General features: G+C 63.2%; 13 protein-coding genes. 7 read left to right on the top strand and 6 right to left on the bottom strand.

Annotated features, from left to right (window positions below; translation table 11 throughout):
- The first annotated feature begins 88 nt into the window (after positions 1 to 88).
- From HBO12_RS05430 to HBO12_RS05440, 3 genes are all read left to right on the top strand, one after another.
- Positions 89 to 1,738 (top strand): acyl-CoA dehydrogenase family protein, encoded by a 1,650-nt coding sequence (locus HBO12_RS05430; protein WP_169951171.1) that lies wholly within the window; start codon positions 89 to 91, stop codon positions 1,736 to 1,738.
- 210 nt (positions 1,739 to 1,948) lie between these two features.
- A complete protein-coding gene (gene amn / locus HBO12_RS05435; RefSeq protein ID WP_170041679.1) occupies positions 1,949 to 3,412 on the top strand; it encodes an AMP nucleosidase in 1,464 nt (487 codons plus the stop codon).
- A 70-nt stretch (positions 3,413 to 3,482) separates the two neighbouring features.
- Positions 3,483 to 4,118 carry a pseudouridine synthase gene (locus HBO12_RS05440; RefSeq protein ID WP_262376926.1) on the top strand — a complete coding sequence of 212 codons (636 nt, stop codon included), beginning with the start codon at positions 3,483 to 3,485 and terminating at the stop codon, positions 4,116 to 4,118.
- Here HBO12_RS05440 and HBO12_RS05445 read toward each other — a convergent pair.
- Complete coding sequence (locus HBO12_RS05445) at positions 4,113 to 4,322, bottom strand: DUF2788 domain-containing protein (RefSeq protein ID WP_038448064.1); 210 nt, start codon at positions 4,320 to 4,322, stop codon at positions 4,113 to 4,115. The genes HBO12_RS05440 and HBO12_RS05445 overlap by 6 nt on opposite strands.
- 227 nt (positions 4,323 to 4,549) lie before the next feature.
- Entirely contained in the window at positions 4,550 to 5,029 is a 480-nt protein-coding gene (locus HBO12_RS05450) for an Lrp/AsnC family transcriptional regulator (protein ID WP_003176264.1), read from the bottom strand.
- A 417-nt stretch (positions 5,030 to 5,446) separates the two neighbouring features.
- Between HBO12_RS05450 and HBO12_RS05455 the strand changes: the two genes are divergently transcribed.
- Positions 5,447 to 6,454 (top strand): DUF6515 family protein, encoded by a 1,008-nt coding sequence (locus tag HBO12_RS05455; protein ID WP_170041680.1) that lies wholly within the window; start codon positions 5,447 to 5,449, stop codon positions 6,452 to 6,454.
- Here HBO12_RS05455 and HBO12_RS05460 read toward each other — a convergent pair.
- Positions 6,451 to 7,344 carry a cation diffusion facilitator family transporter gene (locus tag HBO12_RS05460; protein ID WP_169951167.1) on the bottom strand — a complete coding sequence of 298 codons (894 nt, stop codon included), beginning with the start codon at positions 7,342 to 7,344 and terminating at the stop codon, positions 6,451 to 6,453. The two genes, HBO12_RS05455 and HBO12_RS05460, sit on opposite strands and share 4 nt — an antisense overlap.
- A gap of 15 nt (positions 7,345 to 7,359) precedes the next feature.
- Complete coding sequence (locus tag HBO12_RS05465; protein WP_169951165.1) at positions 7,360 to 7,779, bottom strand: polyribonucleotide nucleotidyltransferase; 420 nt, start codon at positions 7,777 to 7,779, stop codon at positions 7,360 to 7,362.
- A gap of 235 nt (positions 7,780 to 8,014) precedes the next feature.
- Here HBO12_RS05465 and hrpB point away from each other — a divergent pair, with 235 nt between their 5' ends.
- Entirely contained in the window at positions 8,015 to 10,522 is a 2,508-nt protein-coding gene (gene hrpB / locus HBO12_RS05470) for an ATP-dependent helicase HrpB (protein WP_169951163.1), read from the top strand.
- A gap of 142 nt (positions 10,523 to 10,664) precedes the next feature.
- Here the strand turns inward: hrpB and HBO12_RS05475 are convergent, their stop codons facing one another.
- Complete coding sequence (locus HBO12_RS05475; RefSeq protein WP_169951161.1) at positions 10,665 to 11,753, bottom strand: endonuclease/exonuclease/phosphatase family protein; 1,089 nt, start codon at positions 11,751 to 11,753, stop codon at positions 10,665 to 10,667.
- A 72-nt stretch (positions 11,754 to 11,825) separates the two neighbouring features.
- On the bottom strand, positions 11,826 to 12,488 hold the full coding sequence (locus HBO12_RS05480) for a YciC family protein (protein WP_170041681.1): 663 nt from the start codon (positions 12,486 to 12,488) through the stop codon (positions 11,826 to 11,828).
- 169 nt (positions 12,489 to 12,657) lie between these two features.
- On the opposite strand from HBO12_RS05480, the gene HBO12_RS05485 reads away from it, so the two are divergent.
- Positions 12,658 to 13,350 (top strand): DUF2076 domain-containing protein, encoded by a 693-nt coding sequence (locus tag HBO12_RS05485; protein WP_170041682.1) that lies wholly within the window; start codon positions 12,658 to 12,660, stop codon positions 13,348 to 13,350.
- Between the two features lie 118 nt (positions 13,351 to 13,468).
- Positions 13,469 to 13,945 (top strand): NYN domain-containing protein, encoded by a 477-nt coding sequence (locus tag HBO12_RS05490; RefSeq protein WP_032861784.1) that lies wholly within the window; start codon positions 13,469 to 13,471, stop codon positions 13,943 to 13,945.
- Positions 13,946 to 13,959 lie beyond the last annotated feature (14 nt).

The following is a 13,959-nucleotide window of genomic DNA, read 5'->3' on the forward strand; positions in this document are numbered from 1 at the left end:
GCGCATATGCCACTTTTTTAAGGGGGGTGACGATGCTTAACTGAATTCAAGGCCCCAATGAACGTGGCCTTTTATCAGGAGGCCCGTCATGAATCTGCACCAGTTCGCCGAAACCCACGACGTTACCAACCAGCCGCCGTCCCTGGACGGCGCCAATCTGTATCGCCTCGACCTGCCCTTGCAAGAGTGGTCGCGGCGCTTCGGGGCGGGCTGGGCCGAAGCGCGTATCGATACCTACGGCGCCTTGGCAGGCGGGCCGCTGATGGAGGCGGGGTTCCTGGCGAATCAGAACAAGCCAGTGTTCAGCAGCCATGATCGCTATGGTCACCGCATTGACCTGGTGGAGTTTCATCCGGCCTATCACGAGCTGATGCGCACCGCCGTTGAACATGGCCTGCCGTCGTTGCCCTGGGCCCATCCGCAGCCTGGCGCGCATGTTGCCCGTGCGGCCATGACCTACCTGCACAGCCAGGCCGAAGCCGGCACCGGTTGCCCGCTGACCATGACCTTCGCCTGCGTGCCGGCCCTGCGCCTACAGCCAGACCTGGCTGATAGCTGGCTGCCAAAAATCCTCAACACCGAATATGACCCGCGCAATGTCGGCATCGCCCACAAGGCCGGCGCAACCATCGGCATGGCCATGACCGAGAAGCAGGGCGGCACCGATGTGCGCGCCAACACCACCCGCGCTTATCCCGTGGGCGCCGGCGGCCCTGGCCAGCCCTATGAGCTGGTAGGCCACAAGTGGTTCTGCTCGGCACCGATGTGCGATGCCTTCCTCACCCTGGCCCAGACTGACAAGGGCCTGACCTGCTTCCTACTGCCAAGACAGCGTCCGGATGACACGCGCAATCAGTTCTATATCCAGCGCCTGAAAAACAAGCTCGGCAATTGCTCCAACGCCTCCAGCGAAGTCGAATTCCGCGGGGCCCTGGCGTGGATGGTCGGCGAAGAAGGCCGTGGGGTGCCGACCATTATCGAGATGGTGGCCATGACCCGGTTCGATTGCATGGTCGGTTCCAGCTCCTTGATGCGCCAGGCGCTGACCCAGGCCAGCCATCATTGCGCTCATCGGTTGGTCGGTGGCCGGGTGCTCAGTGAGCAACCGTTGATGCAAAACGTGCTGGCCGACCTGGCCCTGGAAAGCGAAGCGGCCCTGGCCTTGAGCCTGCGCATGGGGCGGGCGCTGGATCATCTGGATGATGAGCAGGAGGCCAAGTTCGCGCGGCTGGTGACGGCGGTGGGCAAGTATTGGATCTGCAAACGTGCCCCGGCGATGATCAACGAAGCCGCCGAATGCATGGGCGGCGCCGGGTATGTCGAGGACAGCATCCTGCCGCGCCTGTACCGTGAGGCGCCGGTCAATTCGACGTGGGAAGGTTCTGGCAACGTGCAATGCCTGGACGTGCTGCGGGCCTTGTCGAAAGAGCCGGGCGTGCTGGAAACATTGTTTGTCGAGTTGGGCGACGGGCATGGTGATAAACGCCTGGCTCGGCATATCGAGCAGTTGAAATCGGCGTTTATGGACACCCAGGACATCCAGTACCGGGCGCGACAGCTGACCGAGGACATTGCCGTGGCGTTGCAGGCCAAGCTGTTGCTGGAGGCGGGCAATGCCAGTGTCAGCGATGGATTTATAGCCAGCCGCCTGGGTGAGTCGTCGGGGCGGGTATATGGCACCTTGCCACGGGGTGTGGATGTGCAGGCCATCGTCGCCCGCTCAACCCCGTCTCTCTGAATAAACCCGGTAAAAAATGTGGGAGCTGTGGCTTGCCTGCGATAGCGCTGGGTCAGCTACCTATGTATTGGCTGACCCGCCGCCATCGCAGGCAAGCCAGCTCCCACAGAGATTGCATTGATCTTGAGTGGGCGTGCCAATTCAGAGTTTGCGTCTGGCGGCGATGCAGGCAAGATGACCTCCTGCATGTAAGAAAACAGGAAGCCTACCGTGACCGAAGCTTTTGTTGTCGTTCAAACCGCCGAAGAGGCCGTGGACCGGCTGGCGGCTCTGCATGAGCGTGCCACCGGCGCGCTCAACCAGGCTCTCAAGCAATACCTCAAGGATCGCGTCGAGCCCGACGCCGCACAACGTGCGCTGTTTCGTTACCCGGAACTGCGCCTGACCTACCACTGCCACGGCGAAGTCCCACAGACCACTCGCGCTTACGCCAAGGTGCAGTTGCCGGGTACCTACAGCGTCACCGTCACCCATCCGGCGGCGTTCCGTAAATACCTGCTGGAACAACTGGTGCCGCTGATGCACGACTTCACCGTGACGGTGGAAGTGGGCGTCAGCCAGCAGAACATCCCTTATCCATACGTGGTGGAGCAGGGTGACGAACTGGCTGGCTCCGGCGTGACCGCCGCGACCCTGGCGCGGGTATTCCCCAGCACTGACCTGTCCGCCGCCACCGATGGCATCGCCGATGGCCTGTATGACTGGGAAAACACCGACCCACTGCCCCTGGCGCTGTTCGATGCGGCCCGCGTGGATTTCTCCCTGCGCCGCCTGGTGCACTACACCGGCAGCGATTGGCGCCATGTGCAGCCGTGGATTCTGCTGACCAACTACCACCGCTATGTCGACCAGTTCATCGTCCATGGCCTGGAGCAGTTGCGCAGCGACCCACGCTTTATCCGCATGGTGCTGCCGGGCAACGTGATCATCGAAAAAGGCATGGACCATGGCGAAGCGTCTGCCATTGCCGCAGGCGTGGTCTGGCACCGTTATCAGATGCCGGCCTACCACTTGCAGGCCAGCGATGGCCACGGCGTGACCCTGGTCAACATCGGTGTCGGTCCGTCCAATGCCAAGAACATCACCGACCACCTGGCGGTGCTGCGTCCCCATTGCTGGTTGATGATTGGCCACTGTGGCGGCCTGCGCCAATCCCAGACCATCGGCGACTATGTGCTGGCCCACGCTTATATGCGGCGTGATGGCATTCTCGACCGCGTGGTGCCGCCGAACATCCCGATCCCGGCCCTGGCCGAAGTGCAGATGGCGTTGCAACAAGCGGCGGCCAACGTCACTGGCGAGAGGGGCGAAGAGCTGAAAAAACGCCTGCGCACCGGCACCGTATTGACCTACGACGACCGCAACTGGGAACTGCGCTGGGCCCAGGAACGGCCGCTGATCAACCTGTCCCGCGCGGTGGCCGTGGATATGGAAAGCGGCACCATCGCCGCGCAAGGCTACCGTTTGCGGGTGCCTTACGGCACGTTGCTGTGTGTGTCGGACAAGCCGTTGCACAGTGAAATCAAGTTGCCTGGTTCGGCCAACGCGTTCTATGAGCGGGCCGTGAGCCAGCACCTGAAGATCGGCATCGAGGCGGTGGACTTGTTGCGCACCGAGCTTAACTCGTTGCATTCGCGCAAGCTGCGCAGCTTTGACGAGCCGCCGTTCCGCTAAGTAGCGGGGTGGTTATTTAACGGTCAGGCCACTAGCATGGTCGGCCCTGACCGTTAGATATTCCGTTGCCATGTCCCGTCCGCCCCGTCCCGACTCGCGCCGTCCTGGCGTGAAACCTCCCCATGTCGCTGCTCGCCGTGTCGCCAAGGCGCCGCCGGCCGAGCCGAAGTTGATCCTGTTCAACAAACCTTTCGACGTGCTGACCCAGTTCAGTGACGAAGGCGGGCGCGCGACCCTCAAGGACTTCATCGATATCCCGGGCATCTATCCGGCCGGGCGCCTGGATCGGGACAGCGAAGGCCTGTTGCTGCTGACCAATGATGGCCAGTTGCAGGCGCGGATTGCCGATCCCAAGCACAAACTGGCGAAAACTTATTGGGTGCAAGTAGAGGGCGAGCCCACCGAGGAGCATCTGCAACGCTTGCGCGCGGGGGTGGAGTTGAATGACGGCATGACCTTGCCGGCTGAAGCCCGTCGACTGGACGAGCCGGCGCTATGGCCACGCAACCCGCCGGTACGCTTTCGTAAAAACCTGCCGACCTATTGGTTGGAACTGGTGATCCGCGAGGGGCGCAACCGTCAGGTGCGGCGCATGACCGCCGCCGTGGGTTTGCCGACGTTGCGCCTGGTGCGGGTGAAAATCGGCGACTGGTCGATTGAAGGCCTGGGCCAAGGCCAGTACCGCGAAGTGCCGGCGCGCTTATAAAGCCCCGGACTCGATCAGGCCGATGACCACGCTCTTGATGATAAACGCGGCCACGCCCAGGCCCAGCACGAAGAACAGAATCAGCGAGCCAAAGCGCCCGGCCTTGGACTTCTTCGCCAGGTCCCAGACGATAAAGCCCATGAAAATGATCAGGAGGGTGACCAGGCCGGTCATCATCCACTCTTCAAACAGCACGGGGTCAATCGAATTCATTGGGCAGTTTCCGACAAAGGCAGGCGCGAAGTATAAGGCAAGGCGGCAGGTGCAACGTTGACCTGCGTCGGTGCGTCGCACCCAGGTGTCACTGCCTGAGCGCGCTCAAAATGTGGGAGCTGGCTTGCCTGCGGTAGCGGACTGTCAGCTGGCATATCAGCGACTGAAATTTCGCTATCGCAGGCAAGCCAGCTCCTACATGGGGTTAGTGGTGAGTCTTAGGTGCGCAGGTGCGTCAACGGCAACTCGGTGCTGTTGAGCACCTGGTTCAGCACAAAGCTGGAGCGCACGCTGGTCACGCCTTCGATCCGGGTCAGGTGGCCCAGCAGCAGTTTTTGATAGTGATCCATGTCTGGCACCACCACCTTCAGCTGGTAGTCGGCATCCATCCCGGTGACCAGGCTGCACTCCAGCACCTGCGGCAAGGTGCGGATCGCCGCTTCAAAGTTCTCGAAACGCTCGGGTGTGTGTCGGTCCATGCCGATCAATACGTAGGCCGTCAGGCTCAGGCCGAGCATCTTGCGGTCGAGCAGGGCGACCTGGCGTGAGATGTAGCCGTCGTCCTCCAATTGCTTGACCCGGCGCGAGCAGGGTGACGGCGACAGGCCAATCCGCTCGGCCAGCTCCTGGTTGGAGATCCTCGCGTCGCGCTGTAATTCCGCCAAAATACTCAGGTCGTATCGGTCAAGTTTGCTCATGGGGCTGGCCTTTGTCGTAACTATTGCTGCGAATTATCTATCCAGGGTTAAAAATTGCGCAAGCACTGTTTATTGACGCAATCTTCGCAATCATCTGCCGGCGCCTCACGCCTATGATTACCAACAGAATCACTGCCCGGACATAGAGTCCACTGCAGCCCGCCCAATCAGGCCGGCTGCGGCCCGCCAACCCCACCGGGTTGCGCCGGCCCCCGGGCTGCACACTGTCCACAAGACGGCGTGAGGTGAGCCAACGTCATAAGCGTTGAGCCAGGACGAAGTTCTCAAGGGGCGACCGACGGGTCGCCCCTTTTCTTTTGCCGGCGAAAATTGTGCGGGTGACTGATAACCTGTTGCAGAACCGGGCCCGGCTTTTCCAGTCTCATGCATAGGCCCTAATCCGCAGTGAGGAATAGCATGAAGCCCATCTGGCGTTTGGCAGGTGTAGGTGTGTTGATGGTCACCATGGGTTTTCAGGTGATGGCCGACGAACGAGACAATGCACCCCGCCAGGGCCAAGGCCCGCAGGGTGGTGGTGGGCAGCATGAGCGAGGGCCGGGGAACAACCAGCCGCGCCCGGAACACAACCAGCCCCGCCCGCAAAACCAGCAGGGCGAGCGCGGCGGCCAGAATGGCCAGTGGCAGGCTCGTCCGCAAGGCAATCAAGCCCCGCACCCAGCACCCCAGGCGGGAAGCAATCTGCCGATCCAGGCCCGGCCCGATTCTGTCGGCCAGACCCAGGAGCCGCGCCAGGGCAACTACCGTGACATTCCCCGGCGCAATGATGGCAACCCGCATTGGCAAGCTGGCGGCCCCGGCTCGCGTCCTGGCTACGACGGCCACCCCAATGACAACCGCTGGCCAGGCCGCCCCGACGGGCACGGCAATGGCTGGGGCCCGGGCCCGCAGTATCGGCCCGGCTATACGGTGGACCGCTTCCCCGACCGCAATTACCGCGTGCCCTATCGCGGCCAGGATTATTTCTTTTCGGGCGGCTATTGGTACCGGCCCCAGGGCCCGCGCTACGTCGTGGTCACGCCTCCCTATGGGATTCGTGTGCATTACCTGCCGGACTATGCGCGGGAAGTGTGGGTCGGCAGCGCGCTGTTTTTCCTCGCCGCTGGCGCCTATTACAGCTACGAGAGCAGCACCCAGCAGTACGTGGTGGTGCAACCGCCGGTCGCCAGCCTGCCGCCGCAGCCGGCGCCCCAAGGCAACGGCTATGACGTGGTGGCCTATCCCGCCAACGGCCAATCGCCCGCCCAGGTGCAGCAGGACGGTTACGATTGCTATCGCTGGGCGGTGCAGCAGAGTGGCTTCGATCCCCAGACAGTCACCTACGCGCCTGCGCCGGCGGTGGTGCAAACCTACCGCCAGGCCCAGGGCAACTGCCTGAGCAGCCGCGGGTATCAGGTGACCTACTAGGCCTTGTTCCCCGTGACCACTTCCTGCGGGTCGGCGTGCACCAGCACTTCGGCCCGTGGGTAGGCCTGGTGGATGGCATCGGCGGCCTGGTCGCTGATGCCGTGGGCCACCGACAGGCTCAACTCTCCCGGTAACTCCAGGTGCAACTGCACAAACCAGTGGTTGCCGGAGATCCGCGTGCGCAAATCGTGGGCGCCCAGCACGCCAGGCACGCCCTGGGCCAGTTCGAGCATGTGCTGGCTGACTTCGGCCGGTAGCTCTTCATCCATCAGCACCGCAAAGCTTTCCCGGGCGATCTGGATCGCGCTCCAGATGATGTAGACGGCGATCCCCAGGCCAAACCAGGCATCGACTTGATGCAAGCCGAAGGCTGCCAGCACCAGCGCCAATAGAATGCTGCCATTGAGCAGCAGATCAGAACGGTAGTGCAGCGAGTCGGCGCGCACCGCATTCGAGCCGGTTTCGCGGATGACCCGGTGTTGCAGGATCAGCAGCGCCACGGTCAGCGCCAGCGACAGCACAATCACCGCAATACTCAGCCAGGGCGCACCCACCGGTTCCGGGTGCTGCAAACGCTGGTACGCCTGGAAGGCGATCAACACCGCACTGCCGGCGATAAACAGCGCCTGGGCCATGCCCGCCAGGGATTCCGCCTTGCCATGCCCATAACGGTGATCGTCATCCGCCGGGCGCAGCGCGTAGTGCACCGCCAGCAGGTTGACCAGCGAGGTCACGCCATCGAGCAGCGAGTCGGTCAACCCGGCGAGCATGCTCACCGAACCACTGAGCCACCAGGCGATGGCTTTGCCGACAATCAAGACACAGGCCACGCCGACCGAGGCGCGGGTAGCCAGGCGCAAGAGCCGGGCGTGTTCGGTGCTGGTGCTCATGGGGCGCTCAAATCCTTATGCCGCAGGTTGCAGGCCCAGGGCGGCGAGTTGTTGCACGCTGCCCTTGAACTGGATCAGGCGCGGGTCGTCCAGCGGCAGGCTGCGGCCGGTTTCGTGCTCGATGATGGTTTGCAGCTTGGTGTTATCCACCTTGCCGTCGGCGCCGATGGCTTCTTGCAGTTTTTCGGGGGCCACTTGTGCGGTTTTGCCGGGCTCGAAGTAAATCGCGCCGGTGGCGAAGTCCACGCCAAAGGCGATCAGGCCGGGGATCACATAAAACAGCAAGCCGACCGCATCGAGCACGGCAATTGCCGGGTCGATCTTGCCGTCGATCTGGCCACGGCGATCAGGATAGAAAATCGAACCGCAAGCCGTCAGTTGGCTCAGCAGGGTGACGGCCAGAACACCGCCGATGACACGGGAAGCAATACGCATGGGACTCTCCTGAACACTTGTAGGGTGTGACTATAAAGCAGATCTGCCTGGTGCCATCGCTCAAATGTGGGAGCTGGCTTGCCTGCGATAGCGGTGGGTCAATGAACAAATCCGCTACTGGCCCAGCGCTATCGCAGGCAAGCCAACTCCCACATGTGGCCGTATTTGAGCACCTGAGAGACCATCGATATCCAGCCGTTCGCCGTTATACTCGCCGTTCTGCCTTGGAGCCAGTATGAATTCGTTGCCAATCGATGATGTTTTACCCGCCTTGCGTGAAGCCTTGGCGACGCGCCATGAAGCGGTGCTTGAAGCACCGCCCGGCGCCGGTAAAACCACACGGGTGCCGTTGGCGTTGTTGCAGGAAACCTGGCTGGCCGGGCAAACCATCCTGATGCTTGAACCGCGTCGGCTCGCCGCTCGCGCCGCCGCCGAACGCCTGGCCAGTGAGTTGGGGGAGAAGGTCGGCGAAACCGTCGGCTACCGCATCCGCCTGGACAGCAAGGTCGGCCCCAACACGCGGATCGAGGTGGTCACCGAAGGCATCCTCACCCGCCGCCTGCAGGATGATCCTGCGCTGGACGGCGTGGGTCTGCTGATCTTCGACGAATTCCACGAACGCAGCCTCGACGCCGACCTGGCGCTGGCCCTGAGCCTGAACGGCCGCGAGCTGTTTCGTGACGAGCAGCCGCTGAAAATCCTCCTGATGTCCGCCACCCTCGAAGGCGAACGCCTGTCGGGTCTGCTGGGCGACGCGCCGATCCTGCGCAGTGAAGGGCGCATGTACCCGGTGCAGATGCGCTGGGGCCGGCCATTCCAGCCCGGTGAATTTATCGAGCCGCGGCTGGTGCAGACCATCCTTGAAGCCCTGCACGACGAAACCGGCAGCGTGCTGGTGTTCCTGCCAGGGCAGGCGGAGATTCGCCGGGTCAATCAGCAGTTGGCGGACGCCCTCGGTGAGCGCAGCGACGTGCTGCTGTGCCCGCTGCACGGCGAACTCGACCTGACAGCCCAGCGGGCAGCCATCGACCCGGCGCCGGCGGGCAAACGCAAAGTGGTGCTGGCCACCAACATTGCCGAGACCAGCCTGACCATCAATGGCGTGCGGGTGGTGATAGACGCCGGGTTGGCACGGGTCCCGCGTTTCGACCCAGGCAGTGGCATGACCCGCCTCGACACCCAGCGCATCTCCCGTGCCAGTGCCACTCAGCGCGCCGGCCGGGCCGGGCGATTGGAGCCTGGCGTATGTTACCGCCTGTGGTCCGAGGACCAGCATGAAGGGCTGGCGGCCTATGGCAGCGCAGAGATCCTCTCGGCGGACCTGGCCGGCCTGGCCCTGCAACTGACGCGTTGGGGCGTGACGCCGACGCAACTGGTGTGGCTCGATGTGCCGCCCACCGCCGCCTATGCCCAGGCCCAGGATCTGCTTGAGCGTCTGGGCGCGTTGAAGGACGCGAGCTTGACCACCCACGGGCAGAAAATGGCCAGCCTGCCGGCGCACCCACGTATCGCGCATTTGTTGTTGCGCGGTCAGGACCTGGGGTTGGCGAATATGGCCTGTGATGTCGCCGCGTTACTGGGCGAGCGCGACATCCTGCGCGGCGCGGGCGCGGATTTGCACAGTCGCCTGGCATTGCTGTCCGGCGAGGAGCGGGCCCGTGGCACTCAAGGTGGCGTGCAGCGGGCCAGGCAGTTGGCGCGGCAATATCGCGGCTACCTCAGAGGCAAGGCCGAGCAACCGGTGGCCGATCCCGATCATCCGCGCTGGCTGGGTGCCTTGCTGGCGTTGGCCTACCCGGACCGGGTGGCCCAGCAACGCCGCGCCGGCGGCGCTGAGTATCGCCTGGCCAATGGCCGCGCGGCGCTGTTTGCCGAAGCCGACAGCCTGATGAAACAGCCGTGGCTGGTCATCGCCGACCTGGGCAGCCGCCAGGGGCAGCGTGAGGAGCGGATCTACCTGGCCGCCGACTTCGATCCGGCATTGTTCGATTCGGTATTGGCCGAGCAAGTGCGCAGCTTCGATCAGCTGGATTGGGACGAACGCGAAGGTGTATTGCGTGCCGAGCGCCAGCGCAAGGTCGGTGAATTGGTGCTCAGCCGCGAGCCACTGACTGGCCTGGACGAGTCCGCCCGCAGTCAGGCGCTGGTTAACCTGGTGCGACGCAAAGGCCTAGAACTGCTGCCCTGGACCCCGGAACTGCGCCAGTGGCAGGCCCGTGTCACGTTGTTGCGCCAACTGGACGCCGGCAAACCCAGCGAATGGCCCGACGTCAGTGACAGCGCCTTGCTCGCCAGCCTGGAGCGCTGGTTGATGCCGTACCTGGGCAAGGTCTCGCGCTTGAGCCATTTCGCCAACCTGGACATCTCCAGCTTCCTGCACAACCTGTTGCCCTGGCCGCTGCCCCAGCGCCTGGACGAATTGGCGCCCCAGCATTTGAAAGTGCCGTCGGGCTCATTGGTACGCCTGGATTACAGTGAGCAGCCGCCGATTCTCGCGGTGCGCCTGCAGGAGCTGTTCGGCCTGGCCGACACTCCGCGCATTGCCGGTGGGCGGCAGGTGGTGAAGTTGCACCTGCTGTCGCCAGCGCGGCGGCCGGTGCAGGTGACCCAGGATCTGGCGAACTTCTGGCGCAGTACCTACGCCGAGGTAAGGAAGGATCTAAAAGGGCGGTACCCCAAGCATTACTGGCCGGATGACCCGCTGGTGGCGGAGGCGACTGCGCGGATCAAGCCGCGCAAATAATCATGCTTAATATCCAAATGTAGGAGCTGGCTTGCCTGCGATAGCGGTGGGTCAGTTGGTCAGGTTCTGGCTGACAGACCGCTATCGCAGGCAAGCCAGCTCCTACACAAACCCTATTCCACATCCGGTTGTGTGCTGTGGGCTATTGCGCAGCGGGCAGCAGGAACCGCGCAATCACCGGCAGGTGATTGGAAATACGCAACGTATCGTCCTGCCTCACCCGCGCTTCAACCTTCTTCAGCCTAGGGCTATAGAACAGGTAATCCACCGTGCGATCCGGCCCATCGAGGCCCGGGTCGTTGGGGAAGTGGGTCAGCCACTGCGCCCGGTCAATCCCGCTGGATTGGCTGTTGCTGGGGACCATCGGATATTTGTCCCACAGCAGATGCAGTTCACTGTCCGGCGAATACTGCCCGCGTCTGCCGGCGTCCAGGCGTAGGAATTGCCCCAGCGGCAGCAGGTTGAAATCCCCGCCAATCAGCCACGGCGTGCCCCGGCTTTCGAATTTATCCAGCAGCTTGATGGTCGCCTGCACCTGCTCGCGCACCGCGCTGTGGCCGGGTGCGGCGTTGTCCAGGCGAGTGTTGAGCACCGCCAGTTGGCCGCCGTCGCTCAACGGCAGGTAGCTGAGCAGCAACGCAGGCTTGGGCTGGAACTGACGGCTGATCAGGTTGGCCGGGGCCACCGGCAGTTGCAGGCGCTCGGCATGTTCGATCTGGTAGCGGCTGAGGGTCACCAGCTTGCGGCCAACACTGCCGAATATATGCCAGTCGGGCACAAAGTCGGCTTTCCAGTCGAAGGCCTGGACGCTGCACGGATAGAGGTCCACCAGGCGCTCCTGGAGCAGCGCCAGTTGATCCTGGTAATGGGACGGCTTGGCGCCTTCGTCCAGTTCCTGCAGCAACAGCACGTCTGGCTGTTCGTCGCGGATCACCCGCGCCACTTCGTCCAGGCTGGAGGCCATGTCTTCGATAGTGGGGCGCTCGTCCGGGCCGCTGCCGTCGGGGGTGTCGTACCAGAACACGTAGTTTTTGCCGGCCAGGTATTGCACGTTCCAGGTCATCACCTTGAGCGCCTGGCCGGGCAGCAGCGTCGGCGCACGCGGGGCGACACAGCTTACGGGCAAGGTCTCTTTTTCGGCGGGGCGCCAGGTCAGGCTGTAGACTAGGGCGGTCAGCAAGCCTGCGAGGATCAGCAGGCCCACCAGGGTGGTACGCAGTAAACGGGTCATCGGCTCGCCTTATGGCGCTGCTGAACAGGCCCCGAGCATACCCGACCGGTGGCCGGGAGCCCAAGGACCATGTTAGCGGGCGTCGGCATCACCGGCGATCAGCATGAACAGGCGGAACAGCACCACGCTGGTAAACAGCTGCAGGAAGCTGTGGGCACTGTCGATCAGCACCGCCAGCAACGGGTTCTGCGGGTCGGGCCAGGCCGCGACGCTGGCGCCCTTGAGCAGCCACAGCGGGGTCATCACGCACAACAGGCAGACCAGGATGCGCAGGAAATGCCCTCGGGTCAGGCGAAAACTTTCCTTCATCGCCGCCAGCGCCGTCATACCACGCAGTACCAGCAGGTATTCGGCGAAGGCCAGGGTGACCATCAGCCACAGCCCCGGCAGGAAATACAGCGACAGCCCGAGCAGGATCAGCAGGGTGCTCATGGCGGTCAGCAGCGCATAGCGGGGCCACAGGGTCAGCGCCATGGCCAGCACGTCGGCGGTGCGCGGCGACTCGCCACGGCTGCGGGCGTCGAGGAACAGGATCAGGGCGGCGGTGTACAGCGGGTACACCAGCAGGCCGACGATCATGCTGTAGCCGGTAAACGCCTGCGGGCCCAGGGTGCGATCGAGCACTTGTTGCAGCACGGCTTCCAGGATCACCAAGGGCAGGCACAACTGTACGATGGCGCCCAGGTTGCGCTGGAAAAAGTAGAAAGAGTCGCGCAGAACGGTCAACGGATTCATCAAAGTCATCACAGGCCAAAAAAGCAGCGGACACTTTAACCGATCACCGACAAACGTAAACCTTGGGTAAAGATCATTGAAACGCCGCAGGCCAGCCCCATTACTGGTGGCGTACCTTGCCCAATGCGGGCGGGACGCAGATTTTTACCGGCAATCTAACGAGGTCGCCATGAACAGCGAAGAGCAAACCCTGATCGATGGACTGTTTTCACGGTTGCAGCAAGCCGAAACGGACTCAGCCCCCCGCGACGCCCAGGCAGAAGCGCGGATCAAGGAGCACATCACTCGCCAACCGGCCGCCGGGTATTTCATGACCCAGGCGATTCTGGTGCAGGAAGCCGCGATCAAGAGCCTGGATGCGCAGAACAAGCAGCAGGCGCAGCAGATCCAGCAATTGCAGGATGAACTACAACGGGCCAGGACAACGCCGCCGGCCACCAGCGGTGGTGGGTTCCTGTCGAGCATCTTTGGCACCAGCTCCCGCGAGCCGCAGCCTGTGCCCAGCGCGCCGGCATCGAACGCGGGTGGTTGGCGCGAGCCGACCCGGCCGGGTTTCAACAGCGCGCCTGCGCCGCAACAGAACTACCAGCAACCCCAGCAGGCGGCCACCGCAGGTGGTGGCTTTCTTGGCGGCGCCCTGAAAACCGCAGCCGGCGTGGCCGGTGGTGTGATGCTGGCCCAAGGCATCAGCAGCCTGTTCAGCCACAACCAGCAACCGCAGGTAGTGGAAGAGATCATCCGCGAAGAGCCGGCGCCTGCCAGTGACAACAGCGGCTGGGGCAATGACAGCGCGGACACCTACGCCGACAGTGGTTATGCCGACGATTCCTCCTTCCTTGGCGACGACGACTCCTTCGTCTGACACACACTGAACCGGGGCGTGCTGTCGCCCCGGTCTGATTTTTCTCGGAAACCTCCTCTTGACTGGCATACTGACGGCCTGTGCGGGCCATCACGTCCCCGTGCCATGAGGATATGCGGTGAAAAAAATAGCAGTGTTCGCCGATGTCCAGAACCTCTACTACACCGTGCGCCAGGCCTACGGCTGCCACTTCAACTACGCCGCCCTGTGGGCTGATATCAGCCAGCGCGGGCAGATCGTCGAGGCGTATGCCTATGCCATCGACCGTGGCGACAGCAAGCAGCAGCAATTCCAGCAGATCCTGCGCAACCTGGGCTTTACCGTGAAGCTCAAGCCGTACATCCAGCGCAGCGACGGCTCGGCCAAGGGCGACTGGGACGTGGGCATCACCATCGACATCATGGACGCCGCCGCCCATGTCGACGAAGTGGTGCTGGCCTCGGGGGATGGCGACTTCGACATGTTGCTCGATCGCATCATCCACAAGCATGGCGTCGAAGCCGTGGCCTACGGCGTGCCGGGGCTGACGGCCAACTCGTTGATTCGCGCGGCCAGCCGCTACGTGCCTATCGAAGGCGCGTTGTTGCTCAAATAGATTTTCAGATGGGG

It is taken from the genome of Pseudomonas sp. WS 5059 (genome assembly GCF_012985525.1).
In the GTDB taxonomy this organism is placed as follows: Bacteria; Pseudomonadota; Gammaproteobacteria; order Pseudomonadales; family Pseudomonadaceae; genus Aquipseudomonas.

What these genes read in the sequence shown, in the direction of transcription:
- HBO12_RS05430 (WP_169951171.1), top strand. Translation starts at nt 89, where the DNA reads ATGAATCTGCACCAGTTCGCCGAAACCCACGACGTTACCAACCAGCCG.
- HBO12_RS05440 (WP_262376926.1), top strand. Translation starts at nt 3,483, where the DNA reads ATGTCCCGTCCGCCCCGTCCCGACTCGCGCCGTCCTGGCGTGAAACCT.
- HBO12_RS05450 (WP_003176264.1), bottom strand. Translation starts at nt 5,029, where the DNA reads ATGAGCAAACTTGACCGATACGACCTGAGTATTTTGGCGGAATTACAG.
- HBO12_RS05455 (WP_170041680.1), top strand. Translation starts at nt 5,447, where the DNA reads ATGAAGCCCATCTGGCGTTTGGCAGGTGTAGGTGTGTTGATGGTCACC.
- HBO12_RS05460 (WP_169951167.1), bottom strand. Translation starts at nt 7,344, where the DNA reads ATGAGCACCAGCACCGAACACGCCCGGCTCTTGCGCCTGGCTACCCGC.
- HBO12_RS05465 (WP_169951165.1), bottom strand. Translation starts at nt 7,779, where the DNA reads ATGCGTATTGCTTCCCGTGTCATCGGCGGTGTTCTGGCCGTCACCCTG.
- hrpB (WP_169951163.1), top strand. Translation starts at nt 8,015, where the DNA reads ATGAATTCGTTGCCAATCGATGATGTTTTACCCGCCTTGCGTGAAGCC.
- HBO12_RS05475 (WP_169951161.1), bottom strand. Translation starts at nt 11,753, where the DNA reads ATGACCCGTTTACTGCGTACCACCCTGGTGGGCCTGCTGATCCTCGCA.
- HBO12_RS05480 (WP_170041681.1), bottom strand. Translation starts at nt 12,488, where the DNA reads ATGAATCCGTTGACCGTTCTGCGCGACTCTTTCTACTTTTTCCAGCGC.
- HBO12_RS05485 (WP_170041682.1), top strand. Translation starts at nt 12,658, where the DNA reads ATGAACAGCGAAGAGCAAACCCTGATCGATGGACTGTTTTCACGGTTG.